Here is a 17,167-nt window from a genome sequence, read left to right as displayed (position 1 = left end):
CACGAAATAAAAGCATAAGAATTCACGCATCGCACATAAAACAATCAAAAAAAAGAATAATACTCTCAAATGAGCACGAAAATAAAATAAAAAACCAGAATAACGAGCAGGAAAACTTCCGATATGCCGGGGACTAACGAAAATTTACATCGGCAAATGAAACCTATTGTTAATAAAATGATAGAAAAAAGATAATCATTTATTTAACCCGGTTTGTCTGTACGCTAACTAACTTAAGCGGCAGGACAAAACGTTCTCGTTTTGAACAGCGCAATGCGTTGGCTCTTTATCGGCAAGGCATATAGATTCGCCTCGTAACGCGGCAAGCAAGCAACAAATCGGTCGGGAACCGATTTAAACAGCGCCGGCGCAGCCGAAGGTGGGGGGCAACAGGGCGGAACGCCTCCATCACGATGAGCTGACTCAGGCAGGTGATTCGGCGTTCAAATCCATCGGGAACGAATTTGAACGCCGCCGCCGTCGGCGCCCGGGAGTGAGATCCGGCAACGGGCCGAATAATGGAACGCGGCCAATGCCCCGCCGACGGAAGAATGACGAGTATCACCCCGTGAATAGCCCGCCAAAGCGGGCGGCGATGCCGTCGACCGGACAACCCGGGCTACGCGCCCACTCAGGCCCGCGCCCGCGATTTAACGCTTTCCAGCATGACGGCGATAATGATGATCGCCCCTTTAACTACCTGCTGGTTATAGCCGGAAATATTCATCAGGTTCATCAAATTGGAAATAATGCTTAGAATCAGCACGCCAATAATAGTATTGACGACCGTCCCCTTGCCGCCAGCCAGGCTGGCGCCGCCGACCACGACCGCGGCGATAACGTCCAGTTCGAAACCGATCGACATGACCGGCGATCCCACGCCGGTACGGGTAGACGCCAGAATCCCGGCCAGACCGCAGGCCAGACCGCTTAAGGCATACACGGCGAATTTATACAGATCCACCCGAATACCGGCGAAACGGGTGGCGGTCTCATTGGAACCAATCGAAATCACCAGCCGGCCGAATACCGTATACTGATAAACGAAATGCGCCAGCAGCGCGAAGGCGATAAAAACGTAGACCGGCAGCGGCAAACCCAGAAAATACCCGGTGCCGAAATTTACCCAAGCCATGTCGTCAATAAAGATCGGCTGACCTTTGGCGACAATAAGCGCCAGACCCCGGGCAATGGTCATCATCGCCAGGGTAGCGATAAAGGGAGCGATATTAAAAAAAGTAACCAGCGAACCGGCGGCGGCGCCCACCAGCGTGGCAATAGCCACGCCCGCCACGATGGCCGGAATAATGCCGACCTCAGGGATCAACATCGCAACCGCGACCGATACCAACGCCATAATCGATCCTACCGACAGATCGATCCCGCCAGTCAGAATAACAAACAGCATACCGATCGCCGCCAGCCCGAGCGGCACGCTTTGGCGCAGCACATTGGTGACATTTTCCGGCGTATAAAAACGGTCGGATAAAAAGTTGGCGATGATCAGCATGACAAAAAAGACCAGTAACGTTGAATTATTGGCAAAAAAGATCAGCACTTTTTTCCGCAGAGTGGTCACGCTATTTTCATTCGGGGCATTTATCGTTTCCATCATCTTCCTCGTCTATGCTAAGGCTCGTTTAGGAATAGCAAATCGCATAATGTTTTCTTCGCTAATCTGATCGCCGGACAGCTCTTTGGTAATAGAACCTTCACTCATCACATACACCCGATGAGCCAGGGAGATCACTTCGATCATTTCGGAAGAAATAACGATAATGGCGTAGCCTTTTTGCGCTAATTGATGGATGACGTTGTATATTTCCACTTTGGCGCCGACATCCACGCCGCGGGTGGGTTCATCCAGAATAAGTAAATCGCAATCGGTATTCAGCCATTTGGCAATAACGACTTTTTGTTGGTTGCCGCCGCTGAGGCTGGAAATAGGATCCTCCACCGATCCCAGTTTAATCGACAGACGTTGGCGCGACTGTTCGCTAAACGATTTTTCACTGCGATAATTGATAATGCCGAATTTATAACAAACGCGTTTTAAACTGGAGAGCGTCATGTTTTCCCGAATCGGCCGGGATAATATCGCCCCCTGCTCTTTTCTGCTTTCCGGTACCAGACCAATGCCCTTTTTCATCGCGTCCGCCGGATGATGAATCGTTATTTCCCGACCGTTCTTGACGATTTTACCGGCGCTGAGTCGGTCGAGACCGAACAGGCAACGTGAAATCTCCGTGCGTCCGGAGCCCACCAGCCCGGCCAGTCCGACGATTTCCCCCTTTCTGACCCGCAGACTGATATTGCTGAGCAACGATTTGGTGCTCATACCCTGCACATCGAGAATGATCTCATCCTGCGGAATATTTTTCGGCGGGTAGAGGTTCTCGAATTTACGCCCCACCATGCTGGAAATAATATCGTCTTCGCTGCAAAGGGCTGGATCCAGATCGGTGACGGTTTCCCCATCTTTGATCACGGTGATCGCATCGGCAATGGCAAAGATCTCCTCCAGCCGGTGAGAAATATACAAGATGGTGACCCCCTGACCTTTAAGTAATTTTAACTGGCCAAACAGGATTTCTATCTCGCGCCGGGACAGCACGGCCGAAGGCTCATCAAGAATGAGGATTTTTACGTCCCTGGCCAGCGATTTGGCGATCTCCACCATCTGCTGATAAGCGACGCTCAGGCTACCCAGAAGGACTGTCGGCGGAATATGAAAACCCAGATTGGACAGGACTCGGCCGGCTTTCTGGTTGAGTTTACGCCAGTTGACCAGCGGGCCGCCAAACCCCAGATCGCCGAGAAAAATATTCTCCGCTACCGTCAGATCCGGCGCCAGCGCCAGCTCCTGATAAATAATGCCGATATTATTTTCCCGGCTCTGCTTAGGCGAAGTAAAATTAACCTCTTTGCCATTGATATGAATTGTCCCGCTATCCTTAATATAGATTCCTGACAGGATTTTCATCAGGGTGGACTTTCCGGCGCCATTTTCACCGACAATGGCGTGAATAGCGCCTCGCTTTACTTTCAGGTCAATATTTTTCAGCGCATGGACGCCGCCAAAACTTTTTTTGACCTTATCGATAACGACTGCATACTGGTCCATGAACATACCTCATTTTACCCCCCGTACAGCGGGGGGAACGGATTAAAACAGAGAGTCGGCATCGTAGATTTTTTTCACATTATCTTTAGTAATCAAAATAGTCGGCGTATAGACATAATCAGGAAAGTCTTTCTGGCCGGCGGCGTACTCAGAAATAATACGCAGCGCGGTATCGGTCAGCGTATTCGGGTTATTTGACGCAGTAGCCTGCAGTTCGCCACGTTCAATCGACTCCAGGCCTTTTTTATAGCCATCGTGCGCAAACACTTTCACATTTTGTAATCGATTAGCGGCCTTGAGCGATAATATTGCACCCAGCGCCATATCATCCATTTCGCTGTACACACAATTAACCTTATCCCCCTGAGCCACAATAATATCTTCCATGGCCTTCAGCCCGCCCTGTTGATCCCAGTTGCCCCAACCCTGGCTGATAATAGTCAGATTGCTGTGGTTGTATTTCCTGAGCTGAGCCTCCATAACACCGCGAATGAAATTGGTACGGCGCGCTTCGCCGACCAGATTTCCCTGATTGCCGCTGATGATGACGCAATTCATCGGATTATTGCCGAATTGCTCAACCGCATATTCGCCGATGGCGATATTGTTTTTAGCGTTATTCGCCTGCACCCGGGTGATCACCGGCGCATCCAGCGAAATGTCGCTGTCCAGGATAACGGTAGGAATACCGGCGCGTTTGGCGATTTGCGTAATACGCATGCCGGCCTCGGGATCCTGGGGATTCAACACCAGATAGTTAATGCCCTGGGAAAGCATATCCTCGACATCGGAGATCTGCTTATTCAAATCGCCGCGCGCATCGGTGGTAATCAGTTCGTATCCCCGCTCTTTGGCGTGTATCTTCATATATTCGGTCAGGCCATTGAAAAAGGCGCCGTTAAGCGTGCGGTTGGCGAAACCAACCTTAATTTTATCTTCCGCGTGAAGCGGGGCCGCGACCGTCGCGCAAGACAGCAGAAGCGTAATTAACATTCTTTTCATCGCTATCCTTCCTTTTTGGCTACGTTGGAGTACAGGTAATTTATTGATATTATTTCTTTCATGATTAAACGCCGGCCGGCAAGACTGACGCCCCGCCGACCGGTGTAAGGCGCCCCCGCGAATTCGCCGGCCGCCGTAAAGCGAAATAAAACGGTGCTGAACGTTGTACCTCCTTAACCACGCCGAAGGTGGCTGTCTGGCGCTCAGTCGCGCCGCGCGCGGGCCTCTACCTGCTGACGATAGAACAAGCGATAGCGCTGCAGCCTTTCCTCCAGCTGCGCCTGTCTTGCGCTATCGGCGCTGAAGCGTTGCTGGATCGCCGGTTGCCGGCACACCTCCGACTCAACGCCGCCGGCCGCCAGCCAACCGAGCCGGGCCGCGCCCAGCGCCCCGCCGGCCGCACCGTCTTTATGCGTCACGACCGGAACCTGCAGCACGTCGGCGATAAGCTGAGCCCACCAGGGACTGCGCCCCCCGCCGCCAATAAGAGAAAACTGGCCGACGTGAGTACCTGCCTGCCGCATTACCGCCAGACCATCCGCCAGACCGAACGTCACGCCTTCAAGCACCGCATAAGCCAGCGCGCCACGCTGAGTTGAATGCGATAAACCGAAAAAAGCGCCGCTGGCGTTCGGATCGTTATGCGGCGTGCGCTCGCCGGACAGATAGGGTAAAAAAACCGGCGCCAGCCGCTGCTCCTCCACGCTGAGGGCCGCCACTTCCTCCAGCAGCGCGATTTCGTGCGTTCCCAGCAACTGGCACAGCCAGCGTAATGCGCTGGCTGCGGTCAACATCACGCTCATCTGATGCCAGCGCCCCGGCAGCGCGTGACAAAACGCGTGCAGCGCCGACTGCGGATTCGGCCGGAAACGATCGTTAACCGCAAAGATAACGCCGGAGGTGCCGAGGGAAATAAAGGCATCTCCGCTATTCACCGCACCCACGCCGACCGCGCTGGCCGCATTATCGCCGCCGCCGCCGGCGATAATTACGCCGTCGGCCAGCCCCCACGCCTGAGCCACTTCCGCCCGCAAACAGCCGGACGGAGCGGAACCCTCAACCAGCGCGGGCATATGTCGCCGGCTAAGCCCGCAGGCGGAGAGCAGCGTATCCGACCAGTCGCGCCCGGCGACATCCAGCCACAGTGTACCGGCGGCATCGGACATGTCGGAGACTTTGTCGCCGCTCATCAGCAAACGCAGATAATCTTTAGGCAGCAGCACGCTACGCACCCGGGCAAAACACGCCGGCTCATGGCGGGCGACCCACAGCAGCTTGGGCGCGGTAAACCCCGGCATGGCCAGGTTGCCGGCGATGGCGTGCAGTTCGGGCGCCTGGCGGGTAAACAGTTGGCACTCGTCGGCGCAGCGGGTGTCATTCCATAAAATGGCCGGCCGGAGTACTTCGTCACGTTCGTCCAGCAGCACCGCGCCATGCATCTGGCCGGACAGCCCGATGGCGCGAATATCTCGCCACAGTTCGGGGCAATCGGCGCGCAAGCGCGCGATCGCCCGGTTAGTCGCCGCCCACCACTGAGCCGGATCCTGCTCCGACCACTGCGGATGCGGACGCTGTAGCGTGAGCGCCTCGCCCGCGCTGGCGCGCAGCGCGCCGCTCTCATCGATAATGACGGCTTTTATTTCTGAGGTGCCTAAATCGAGACCCATGTACATAATCGCACCCGTTATTTAGTGTGAAGTGATTGCCGCCGCGCGGGACTTCACCCAGGCATCAAGCCGGGTAATGGTGTCGCGCATCAGCAGTTCAAAATCCGGCTCGCCGGCCAGCGCCCCGAACAGTTTGCTATGGCGGGCGTAAAGCGCGATCGGATCGGCGGCGCTGAACATGGCATGGGTGGCCGCCGCATCCAGGATTCCATCCTGATATTCATAGGGCAATTCGCCTTCATGCCAGCGGCGCATAAAAAGGAAGAACAACGCCGGCAGAACGGCAGTGGCCTGCGGCGACTGGCCGCGTCCGTAACATTCAATCAGCGTCGGCGTGATAAACCCCGGAATTTTAGAGAAACCGTCGGCCGCCACTCGCTGGTTAGTATCGAGAATATAAGGGTTGCTAAAGCGCTCCAGCACCACATCGCGATAGGCGGCCAGATCCAGCGGACTGGGCGTTAGCGACGGAATGACATCGCGGGTGACGTAATCACAGGCCATCTGCCGGATATCCTCGTTCGCCGTGCTTTCATGGATATACGACAGGCCGATCAGGGTGCCGGCCCAGGCGATGCAGCTATGGCTGGCGTTCAGAATACGGATTTTAGCCTCTTCATAAGGCACCACCGAATCGACCATTTCCACACCGACATTTTCCAGCGCCGGTCGCCCGACGATAAATCGATCCTCCACCACCCACTGGATAAAGGATTCGCCCATCACCGGCGCGTCATCGTCGAACCCAATCGCCTGTTTGACCCGACCGGCGATATCGGCGGACGGACGCGGCGTGATACGGTCGACCATGGTATTGGGGGTGGTGACATGCTCGGCCAGCCAGTCCAGCAGTTCCTGTTGCCCGCGCAAGGACAGAAACTGGACCAGACCATCGTGGAAACGCTCGCCGTTATGGCGCAAGTTATCGCAGTTAAGCAGCGTGACGCCGCCGGTATTCCGCGCGCGCCGGGCCTGCAGGATACGCGCCAGCACGCCATAGATGGTGCGCGTCTCGCCGTTCAGATCGGCCTGGAGCTCCGGGTTGTTCTGATCGAGCTTAAAATGCGTGTCGAGATAATACCCGCCTTCGGTGACGGTAAAGGAAATGATGCGGGTTTCCGCGGCGGCCCCCTGTTCAATCAGCGCGAACAGGCGTTCATCCCACGGAATCACCGTGCGAATAGACGTGATTTTCTCATAGCTGCGTTCTCCCGCCGGCGTCACGGTTTCCAGTGTGTATTCCCCCTTCTGAGCCGCCAGGGTTTCCAGCAGCGGCCGGGCATCATCGCGAATATTGCCGATGGCGATATGCCAGCGGCGATCGCCCTGCCGCAACAGACGGTGCAGATACCAGGCCTGATGCGCCCGGTGGAATGATCCAGCACCGATATGCATCCAGGTGAAATGAGCTGATGTGGTCATAATCTATACTACCTCGCATAGGGTAAATGAGCGTAAGCTCAAATAATGGGCAATTGCTTAACAAAACTTAGTTGAATAATTTCTCATCGTTTGAGCTTTAGCTCACATAATGAACATTATTGACTACCGCGCATCGGCTGATACCGACCATGCTCAGACCGTCCGTCGCAATAACCGCGGGCGCCAGCCCCGCCCGGCCACGGTTTCAGACGGCAAAACGCAGACAATTCGCCGCGCCGTGCAGGATTCACATACGGCACAGGTGAAGATGGGGGACAATCGCTGTCGTTATTGGCGAGAAATCATCGGCATGCTATCCGGCACATCACCGGCTAACGCAGGCTGGCGGAGACCGGCCCCGGAAACGCTTCACTCGGCCTGGAAAGCGGGAGCGGGTCGGTCCAGCGTCAGATGGGTGTGGGTGTGGGTGTGGGTGTGGGTGTGGGTGTGGGTGTGGGTGTAGCTGTGGCTGTGGCTGTGGCTGTGGCTGTGGCTGTGGCTGTGGCTGTGGCTGCGGCTGCGGCTGCGGCTGCGGCTGCGGCTGCGGCTGCGGCTGCGGCAAGCACGTTACGCCTGACGCCGTTCGTGCTTTACCGAACTGTTTTTTAGACATTTGTGATACCTGGAGAAGGTATATTCATGTAAACGCTAAAAGTGGGTATGAACGATGAGTAAAATTGATAAAAAATTGGATCAGGCCGCCCGGGCCGCCTGGATGTACTACGTGGCGGGTAAAACACAGCATGAGATTGCCGATGTACTGAGCGTTTCACGCCAGGCCGCGCAGCGCCTGGTGGCGCTCGCGTCGGACAACGGTCTGGTCAGGGTTAATATTACCCATCCGGTGGCCGAGTGCACCGCCTTATCGGAACGTCTGGCCCGCCAGTTCGACCTGAGACTCTGCCAGGTGGTGCCCTCCGGCGGCATGGACGCCGTCAGCCTTAACCGCATGCTGGCGGTCACCGGCGCCGAGGTCATGCAGCAGTTCATCGAACAGGCACAGCCGCAGATGATCGCCGTCGGCTCCGGTCGCACACTGCGCGCCACCATAAATGAATTGGTAAGTCTGGACCGGCCGCAGCACAGCTGCGTATCGCTCATTGGCGCTATCGCCTCCGACGGTTCCTGTACCCGCTATGACGTTCCCCTGAGAATGGCGGAAAAAACCCAGGGCAAATATTTCATCCTGCCCGCGCCGTTATTTGCCGACAGTCCGGCCGACAGGGAATTATGGTGCGGCCACCGCATCTACCGTATGGTCAGCGACAAAGCCCGTCAGGCCGACGTCACCTTTCTCGGCATCGGGCCAATGGCGCTGCACTGCCCGCTGCATAATAATGGCTTCATCTCCACCGACGAGGTTAATCACCTGATCGATGCTGGCGTGGTGGCGGAGATTATCGGTCATTTCATCGGCGCGGACGGACTGCGGGTGAAAAGCAATCTGGATCAGCGCCTGACCAGCATTGCCGTCCAGCCCCGTTCGCCAAAGCCGGTTATCGGCTTCGCCGGCGGACCGGAAAAACGCCAGGCCATTCGGGCCGCGCTCACGGGCGGCTGGATCAATGGGCTGGTGACCGATGAAGAGACCGCGATGGATCTGTTGGCCGACGAAACCCGTTAACGCAGGAGCGTACCGGTCTTTTCATCGCTCCCATTAACGACATCGCCATTGACGCCGGCCTCTTTATCACATCGACAGGTGGTTAAATAATGTCGATAAAAACGAGACCAGTAACTATGCCATGGGATCCAAAAATACCGTTTAATCAACTCCCTTTACTGCCGCCGACCAGCGTTCGCACTGAGTCCGAGCCGGTACTGAAAGCATGCGTCAAGGCCCGCGCCGCGCTTGCCGGGCTGAAACAAACCGGAGAATTACTGCCCAGTCAGGAACTATTGATCAACCTTATGCCACTGCTGGAAGCCAGGGATTCATCTGAAATTGAAAACATCGTCACCACATCGGACAAACTTTTTCAGTTTTTGCAGGACGACAGCCAGGCCGACCCAGCCAGCAAAGAAGCATTACGCTATCGAACCGCTCTTTATGACGAATTTAACAACGTCAAAGAGCGACCAATCTGTACATCAACGGCGCTCAGGATTTGCGGCACGCTGAAAAACGCCGGGATGGGTGTCCGTAAAGTGGCCGGAACCGCAGTGGTCAGCAGTAGCTATGGGGTCATTTATACGCCGCCGGTCGGTGAAACCGTCATTCTCGATCTGCTTGCCAACCGGGAACGCTATATTCATGCAGAAGATGGTATCGATCCGCTGGTAAAAATGGCTGTCACTCACTACCCGTTTGAAGCCATCCATCCTTTTACTGACGGCAACGGCAGAACAGGCCGCCTACTCAACATTCTATTTTTAATTGAAAAAGGATTATTGGCGCTGCCAATCCTCTGTCTAAGCCGGTATATCGTCGCCCACAAAGCGCAGTACTATGGTCTGCTGCGTGGTGTGACGGCTTCGGGTGACTGGGAGTCCTGGATTTTATTTATACTGCGTGCGGTTGAAGAAGCATCAATATGGACAACGAAAAAAATTGCGGCGGTTGGTGAATTGCTGTCCGTTACAACCCATCATATTCGGCAATCTCTGCCTAAAATCTACAGTCACGAACTGGTACAGATTATTTTTGAACAGCCCTATTGCGGCATCGCCAACCTCATTGATAGAGACATCGCCAAACGGTCTCTGTCTATTTGAAACAATTATGCCGAATTGGCGTAACCGTCGGCCGTGAGAAGCGCTATACGCATCCCAAACTGATACGACTGATGACGAGGGATAATAACCCTGCGCCCTCATATTGACAGGAAACCCGCCAGCGAAAGGGCTGCATGGCGTTGGCTATGTTTACACCACTCGCCCTGTTATTTTTCATTCGTTTTGTAGAAACGCGAAAATAATGATGCGATTAAATCGCTTCGCGCATTGATGCTTCACTTTTGACCATGATACAGCGCGTAACTGATGATAAGAGCATTTAAATAATCATTAAAAACAGTTGATTATAATTTAATCGTGATATCGTTGTCACTCAACCTGCAGGGCAGGCGTAGCGCTATTATACGAAGCTATTTAATTCCGGTCTCGCCTCATGCGCAGGAATGATTAGACCATGGGGCATTAAATAAAACCGCCTGGCGAATTCAACGCTGAAGCGGCCGGGTTAACTTGCCAGCAGCCCGTTCAGTATCTTTTTATGCGGCGCGCCAGAGGGGGAAATGGATAAACTGCAGGTCGATATTTTCGCTCACGGCGCTTTCATAGCCGCCGGTCCTTCTGGCAGCATGCAAAACTACGCTCGACGATCCATCGCCTGAATATTCCCCTGAAAGCGTGCAAACCCGCTTTGTCTGGCGCTGTCTTCTTGCCGGCATTTTCGAGCCATGGATGACGTTACCCGGACTATTCGCGCCTGATATCATCAGGATAGTCTGGTCTCATCGCTATATATTGGATAATTCAACCAAACGTTGAACGGACGCGAAGAATATGCGCTGCTGGCACCGATAACGCACCCGATTTTCGTGTACTAATTTGTGTACTACTTCGGCGTGGTTGACGGTGGTTTTCAGTGGACTTCGCTGGATACTCAACAGAGCGATTACCCTGTTGAATCAGAGAGCTACAGACTTTGGTGGCTGTCTATAGAACAAGAATTGGAGCGGGAAACGAGACTCGAACTCGCGACCCCGACCTTGGCAAGGTCGTGCTCTACCAACTGAGCTATTCCCGCATATTGCTGCCGTACCCGTTTTGCTCACGACCGAAAGGTCGATGCGCTGCACAGTTGCGTGCTGGTACGAGGTGCGCATTATACGAGAAATTGCTCCCGTCGCAAGCCCCCCGCCGACAAATTTCGCCTGACTGCCGATAAAACCGGCAAAGCGCTGGCGAAATGAGCGCCGACGGGCCGTTGCGCGTGCTTACAGCTTAATGAAATGTTCGCGATAGTAGCTGAGCTCCGCCACGGATTCGCGAATATCGTCCAGCGCCTGGTGGGTATTCTGCTTTTTAAAGCCGGCCAGAATTTCCGGCTTCCAGCGACGCGCCAGTTCTTTCAGCGTACTGACATCCAGGTAGCGGTAGTGAAAGAATTCTTCCAGTTCAGGCATATAGCGGAACAGAAAACGACGATCCTGGCCGATGCTGTTGCCGCAAATCGGCGATTTGCCGGCCGGCACCCACTGTTGCAGGAAAGCCAGCGTTTCCAGTTCCGCCGCGCGTTCGTCCAGCCGGCTCGCTTTGACTCGTTCGACCAGTCCGCTGCCGCTATGCGTTCGCACGTTCCACTCATCCATCAACGCCAGTTGCTCATCCGATTGGTGTACCGCCAGCACCGGCCCCTGCGCCAGAATATTCAGGCTGGCGTCGGTCACCAGCGTGGCGATCTCGATGATCCGATCGCGCTCAGGATCCAGACCGGTCATTTCAAGATCGATCCAAATCAGATTATTTTCATTTACCGTCATGTGTGGTCCCGTTAACTGCGCGAATACAAAATAGCGTGTATTATAGACTTTCCAGTCGCCGCGGGCGATAACAGCCGTATCAAGTGAGGCTCAGTGAGCAAAAAGAAACTGTCGAAAGGTCAACAACGTCGGGTTAGTGCCAACCATCAGCGCCGTCTAAAACAGGCCACGGAGAACAACGAGCCGGATGACAGCCTGCTGGGGGAAACGCGGGAAGGCGTGATCATTAGTCGTTTCGGAATGCGTGCCGATGTCGAAGCTCCAGACGGTAGCCTGTTTCGCTGTAAAATCCGCCGCACCATCCCGTCATTAGTCACGGGCGATCGTGTAGTCTGGCGCACCACCGGCGATACTCAGGCGAGCGGAATTATTGAGGCGGTGCACCCCCGTCATTCCGTTCTCACCCGGCCCGACTTTTATGACGGCGTTAAACCGATCGCCGCCAATATCGATCAGATCGTTATCGTCTCCGCCATCCTGCCCGAACTGTCGCTGAATATGATCGACCGCTATCTGGTCGCCTGCGAAACGCTGGAAGTCGAACCGCTGATCGTGCTGAATAAGATTGATCTGCTGGACGACGAAGCGCGTACCTTTGTTAATGAGCTGATGGATATCTACCGTCAGATCGACTACCGGGTCATGCTGGTCTCCAGCCATAATCAGCAGGGCATTAGCGAACTGGAGCAAGCGCTCACTGACCGTGTAAGTATCTTCGCCGGTCAGTCCGGCGTCGGTAAGTCGAGCCTGCTTAACGCGCTGCTCGGTCTGGGCGACGACAGTATTCTGGTCAATAATGTTTCCGATACCTCCGGCCTGGGGCAGCACACCACCACCGCGGCCCGGCTATATCATTTCCCGCACGGCGGCGATGTCATCGACTCGCCGGGCGTGCGCGAGTTTGGTCTGTGGCATCTGGATCCAGCCCAGGTCACTCAGGGATTCATCGAATTTCGTCATTACCTCGGCACCTGCAAATTCCGCGACTGTCGCCACGATACCGACCCGGGCTGCGCCATCCGCGCTGCGATGGAGCGCGGTGAAATCGCAGCGGAACGTTTTGATAATTATCACCGTATTCTGGAAAGTATGGCGCAGGTAAAAACGCGTAAATCCTTTTCTGATTCGGGCAACTGACATTTATCTTATCCGCCGTTACAATGCGCCCCTTTTGTTCACCGGCATTCCATCCTCCAGGAGGTCTTTGTGTTGGACCGTATAAAAATCAAACTACAGTATTGGTTGCCTAAAATCTGGCTAACCCGTCTTGCCGGCTGGGGCGCCGATAAGCGCGCCGGCGCGCTAACCAAACTGGTCATCAGTCTTTTCGTCCGTTGCTATAAAGTCAATATGCAGGAGGCTCAGCGGCCCGATCTGTCGGCCTACGCGACGTTCAATGAGTTTTTCGTCCGCCCGCTGCGCGCGGATGCAAGACCGATCGACCCGCAGGCGGATCTGGTGCTGCCGGCCGACGGCGCGATCTCGCAGCTGGGCCGGATCAGCGCGGGAAAAATCCTGCAGGCCAAGCATCACGATTACACGCTGGAAGCTCTGCTGGCCGGCAACTATCTGCTGGCCGACAGATTCCGCGACGGGCAATTCGCCACGACCTATCTGTCGCCGAGCGACTATCACCGTGTACACATGCCCTGCGACGGCGTGCTGCGCGAGATGATCTACGTACCGGGCGATCTGTTTTCGGTTAATCCGTTAACCGCCGCCAGCGTCCCCAATCTGTTCGCCCGTAATGAACGCATCATCTGCCTGTTCGATACTGACTTCGGCCCGATGGCGCAAATTTTGGTGGGCGCGACCATCGTCGGCAGCATTGAAACCGTGTGGGCCGGCACCGTCACGCCGCCGCGCGAAGGGATCATTAAGCGCTGGACCTGGCCGGCTCAGGGTGAGGAAGGCGCGATAAGCCTGGCGAAAGGCGCGGAGATGGGGCGCTTTAAGCTGGGATCGACCGTTATCAATCTGTTCGCCGCCGGCCGCGTGCGGTTTGCCGCCGATCTGCACAGCCACAGTATTACCCGCGTGGGCGCGCCGTTCGCCCAGGCCGCCGCGCCGGTCAATACGCCCTGATGTTGACGAGATAAGGTAGGTTATCGCCGTGCGTCTGATACTAACTTTTCTGCTGGGGTGTCTGCTCACCGCCGCGTCATTCGCCGCCACCGTACCGAATGACGCGCAGCTGCGTCAGGAACTGCAGCAGGCGGAGGCCAATAAAGGCACGCCTAATCAGGCGGAAATCATAGAAAACCTGCGCTCGGCGCTGGCCTCTCTGCAAGAGCGCGACGAGGTGAACGAACGCGCCGCGCAATATCAGCGCGTCATTGATGATTTTCCCCGTCTGACTCAGGAACTGCGCCAGGCGCAGAAGACGGCGGAAAACGACAAAACGACAGCGGCTAAAGAGAACCAGTCCATTAACGAGCTGGAGCAGCAGATTCTGCAAACCAGTAGTCAGTTGCTTGAGCAATCGCGTCAGCTGCAGCAGGAACAGGATCGCCTGCGCGAAATCAGCGACTCGCTGAACCAGCTGCCGCAGCAACAGACCGAGGCGAACCGGGCCTTAAACGATGCGGAAAGACGCATGCAGCGACAGAGTTCTCCCGGCACGCCGCTAGCGCAGGCCCAGAGCTACGCGCTGCAGGCCGAACTGTCGCTGCGCAAGGCGCGGGTCGATGAGCTGGAGCTGGCGCAGCTCTCCGCCAGCAATCGCCAGGAGCTTTCCCGCATGCTGGCGGAGCTGTACCGCAAGCGCCATGAGCGACTGGATCTGCAGCTACAAACCTTACGCAACAATATCAACAACCTGCGTCAACGCGAGGCGGAAGAGGCGCTGGAAAGAACCGAACTGCTGGCCGAGCAGAGCGGCGAATTGCCCGCCGTAATCAGCGACCAGTTGAAAATTAACCGCGAGCTGTCGGTGGCGCTCAACCAGCAGGCGCAGCGCATGGATCTGATCGCCTCGCAGCAGCGCCAGGCGGCGTCGCACACGCTGCAGGTCCGCCAGGCGTTGAGCACGCTGCGCGAACAGGCGCAGTGGCTGGGCTCCTCCACCGCGCTGGGCGAAACGCTGCGCGCTCAGGTCGCCCGCCTGCCGGAAATGCCGAAACCGCAGCAACTGGACAGCGATATGGCGCAGCTGCGCGTACAGCGTCTGCATTTCGAAGACCTGACCAACAAGCAACAGCAGCTCGAAACGGTTACTCAGGACGATGGCAGCCCGTTAACCTCAGCGCAGAAACGCATTCTGAACGATCAGCTGCGTACGCAGCGCGAACTGCTGACCTCGCTGATCTCGGGCTGCGATACGCAAATTCTGGAGCTGACCAAACTGAAGGTCGCCAACAATCAGCTGGAGGACGCGCTGGGGGAAATCCGCGAGGCGGCGCATCGTTACCTGTTCTGGGTGGCGGACGTTAACGCGATCTCGCTGAGCTACCCCATTAACCTGGTGCAGGATCTGACCCGCCTGCTTTCTCTGGATACCTTCACCCAGCTCAGCAGCGCCTTTATTATGATGCTTACCAGCCAGGAAACCGTACTGCCCCTGCTGGGCGCGCTGCTGCTGGTCGGCGTCGGCATCAGCTCGCGCCGTCACTATCACGCCTTTCTCGAACGCGCCAGCAACCGGGTAGGCAAAGTCACGCAGGACCACTTCAGCCTGACGCTGCGCACCGTGTTCTGGTCGGTGGTCGTAGCGCTGCCGCTGCCGGTGCTGTGGGCCGCGCTGGGTTACGGGCTGCAAAACGCCTGGCCTTATCCGATGGCGGTCGCCATCGGCGATAGCGTAACCGCCACGGTGCCGCTGATGTGGGTGGTGATGATCAGCGCCTCCTTCGCCAATCCGCGCGGCCTGTTCATCGTGCATTTCCACTGGTCGCCGGAGCGCGTGGCGCGGGCGATGCGCTACTATCGGCTGTCCATCGGCGTTATCGTACCGTTGATGATGGCGCTGATTACCTTCGATAAACTCAACGACCGCGAATTCTCCGCCACCCTGGGCCGGCTATGCTTTATTCTGCTTTGTCTGGCGCTTGGCGTGGTCACCGGCAGTCTGAAACGGGCGGGCATTACGCTGTATCTTGATAAAGAAGGCGATGGCGACAATACCGTTAACCGTTTCCTGTGGAATTTGCTGATCGCCGCGCCGCTGGTCGCCGCGCTGGCCGCCTGCGTCGGCTACCTGACCACCGCTCAGGCGCTGCTCGCCCGGCTGGAGACCTCGGTCGCCATCTGGTTCTCGCTGCTGGTGATCTACCACATCATCCGGCGCTGGATGCTGATTCAGCGCCGCCGTATCGCCTTCGATCGCGCCAGGCAGCGCCGGGCGGAGATCCTGGCGCAACGGGCGCGCGGCGAAGAAGAGTCGTCCCCCGCCGCCAGCCACGACGGCCCGGAAGCCGTTGATGAACCGGTGGTCGATCTGGACGCCATCAGCGCCCGATCGCTGCAGCTGGTGCGCTCTATTCTGACCCTGATCGCATTGCTCTCGGTTATCGTGCTGTGGTCGGAAATCCATTCGGCTTTTTCGTTCATGGAAAACATCCGACTGTGGGACGTGACCAGCACCGTACAGGGCGTGGAGAGCGTACAGCCGATTACGCTGGGCGCGATTTTTATCGCTATTCTGGTGTTTGTCATCACCACTCAGCTGGTAAGAAACCTGCCTGCGCTGCTGGAGCTGGCGGTGCTGCAGCATCTCAGTTTATCGCCCGGCACCGGTTACGCCATCACCACGATAAGTAAATACTTACTTATGTTAATCGGCGGGCTGACCGGCTTTTCGCTCATCGGTATCGAATGGTCAAAACTACAGTGGCTGGTGGCGGCGCTCGGCGTCGGGCTGGGCTTCGGTCTGCAGGAGATCTTCGCCAACTTTATCTCCGGCCTGATCATCCTGTTCGAAAAACCGATTCGCATCGGCGATACGGTCACCATTCGCGATTTAACCGGCAGCGTGACGCGTATTAATACTCGCGCCACCACGATTTCCGACTGGGACCGCAAAGAGATTATCGTGCCGAACAAGGCGTTTATCACCGAGCAATTTATTAACTGGTCGCTGTCGGATTCGGTAACCCGCGTGGTGCTGACCGTACCGGCGCCGCCGGAAGCCGACAGCCAGTTGGTGACCGATTTGTTGCAGGATGCCGCGCGACGCTGCTCCTACGTGCTGGATAATCCGCAGCCGGAAATCTTCCTTGTCGATTTACAACAGGGCATTCAGATTTTCGAACTGCGTATCTTTGCCGCGGAAATGGCGCATCGCATGCCGCTGCGCCATGAACTGCACCAGTTAATTCTGGACAACTACCGTAAGCACGACCTGGTCATGCCGTTCCCGCCGATCCAGGTGCGCACGGAAAGTCTGGCGCGTCAGAAACGCACGATGACCGGCAGCGGGCGAATGGAAGGCGGTTTGTAAGCGGACACTACCGCTGGCGACAGCGGCA

Annotated in this window: 10 protein-coding genes, 1 tRNA gene and 1 pseudogene; 5 read left to right on the top strand and 7 right to left on the bottom strand. The window is 56.2% G+C overall.

The features are described from left to right. Positions 1–631 precede the first annotated feature (631 nt). The 5 genes from FJU30_RS24640 to dalD form a co-directional block, all read right to left on the bottom strand. Positions 632–1,510, bottom strand: a complete 879-nt coding sequence (locus tag FJU30_RS24640; RefSeq protein ID WP_395858876.1) for an ABC transporter permease — start codon at positions 1,508–1,510, stop codon at positions 632–634. A gap of 114 nt (positions 1,511–1,624) precedes the next feature. Continuing rightward, positions 1,625–3,124 (bottom strand): sugar ABC transporter ATP-binding protein, encoded by a 1,500-nt coding sequence (locus FJU30_RS24635; protein WP_150437604.1) that lies wholly within the window; start codon positions 3,122–3,124, stop codon positions 1,625–1,627. A 42-nt stretch (positions 3,125–3,166) separates the two neighbouring features. Then, the gene (locus FJU30_RS24630; protein WP_150437603.1) at positions 3,167–4,126 is read right to left on the bottom strand and encodes a substrate-binding domain-containing protein; all 960 of its coding nucleotides are present in this window, start codon (positions 4,124–4,126) and stop codon (positions 3,167–3,169) included. Positions 4,127–4,329: 203 nt separating this feature from the next. Then, positions 4,330–5,799, bottom strand: coding sequence for a xylulokinase (xylB, locus tag FJU30_RS24625; protein ID WP_150437602.1), 1,470 nt, complete (start codon positions 5,797–5,799; stop codon positions 4,330–4,332). 15 nt (positions 5,800–5,814) lie between these two features. Beyond that, positions 5,815–7,215, bottom strand: a complete 1,401-nt coding sequence (gene dalD, locus FJU30_RS24620; RefSeq protein WP_150437601.1) for a D-arabinitol 4-dehydrogenase — start codon at positions 7,213–7,215, stop codon at positions 5,815–5,817. Between the two features lie 667 nt (positions 7,216–7,882). On the opposite strand from dalD, the gene FJU30_RS24610 reads away from it, so the two are divergent. Both FJU30_RS24610 and FJU30_RS24605 read left to right on the top strand, forming a co-directional pair. Further along, the gene (locus FJU30_RS24610; protein WP_150437599.1) at positions 7,883–8,839 is read left to right on the top strand and encodes a sugar-binding transcriptional regulator; all 957 of its coding nucleotides are present in this window, start codon (positions 7,883–7,885) and stop codon (positions 8,837–8,839) included. Positions 8,840–8,955: 116 nt separating this feature from the next. Continuing rightward, a pseudogene (locus tag FJU30_RS24605) lies at positions 8,956–10,037 on the top strand (Fic family protein). Between the two features lie 853 nt (positions 10,038–10,890). Here FJU30_RS24605 and FJU30_RS24600 read toward each other — a convergent pair. Both FJU30_RS24600 and orn read right to left on the bottom strand, forming a co-directional pair. Beyond that, positions 10,891–10,966, bottom strand: a tRNA-Gly gene (locus tag FJU30_RS24600). 190 nt (positions 10,967–11,156) lie between these two features. Continuing rightward, positions 11,157–11,702 carry an oligoribonuclease gene (orn, locus tag FJU30_RS24595; protein WP_150437598.1) on the bottom strand — a complete coding sequence of 182 codons (546 nt, stop codon included), beginning with the start codon at positions 11,700–11,702 and terminating at the stop codon, positions 11,157–11,159. 93 nt (positions 11,703–11,795) lie between these two features. On the opposite strand from orn, the gene rsgA reads away from it, so the two are divergent. The 3 genes from rsgA to mscM all read left to right on the top strand — a co-directional run bounded on the left by rsgA (position 11,796) and on the right by mscM (position 17,139). Further along, a complete protein-coding gene (gene rsgA, locus FJU30_RS24590) occupies positions 11,796–12,839 on the top strand; it encodes a small ribosomal subunit biogenesis GTPase RsgA (protein ID WP_150437597.1) in 1,044 nt (347 codons plus the stop codon). 69 nt (positions 12,840–12,908) lie between these two features. Beyond that, positions 12,909–13,787 (top strand): archaetidylserine decarboxylase, encoded by an 879-nt coding sequence (gene asd, locus FJU30_RS24585; RefSeq protein ID WP_150437596.1) that lies wholly within the window; start codon positions 12,909–12,911, stop codon positions 13,785–13,787. A gap of 28 nt (positions 13,788–13,815) precedes the next feature. Continuing rightward, positions 13,816–17,139, top strand: coding sequence for a miniconductance mechanosensitive channel MscM (gene mscM, locus FJU30_RS24580; protein WP_150437595.1), 3,324 nt, complete (start codon positions 13,816–13,818; stop codon positions 17,137–17,139). Positions 17,140–17,167 lie beyond the last annotated feature (28 nt).

The sequence above is a fragment of the Affinibrenneria salicis genome, from assembly GCF_008710095.1.
Note: the sequence above shows the minus strand (reverse complement) of the source record. Positions and strands in the feature narration are given on the sequence as shown.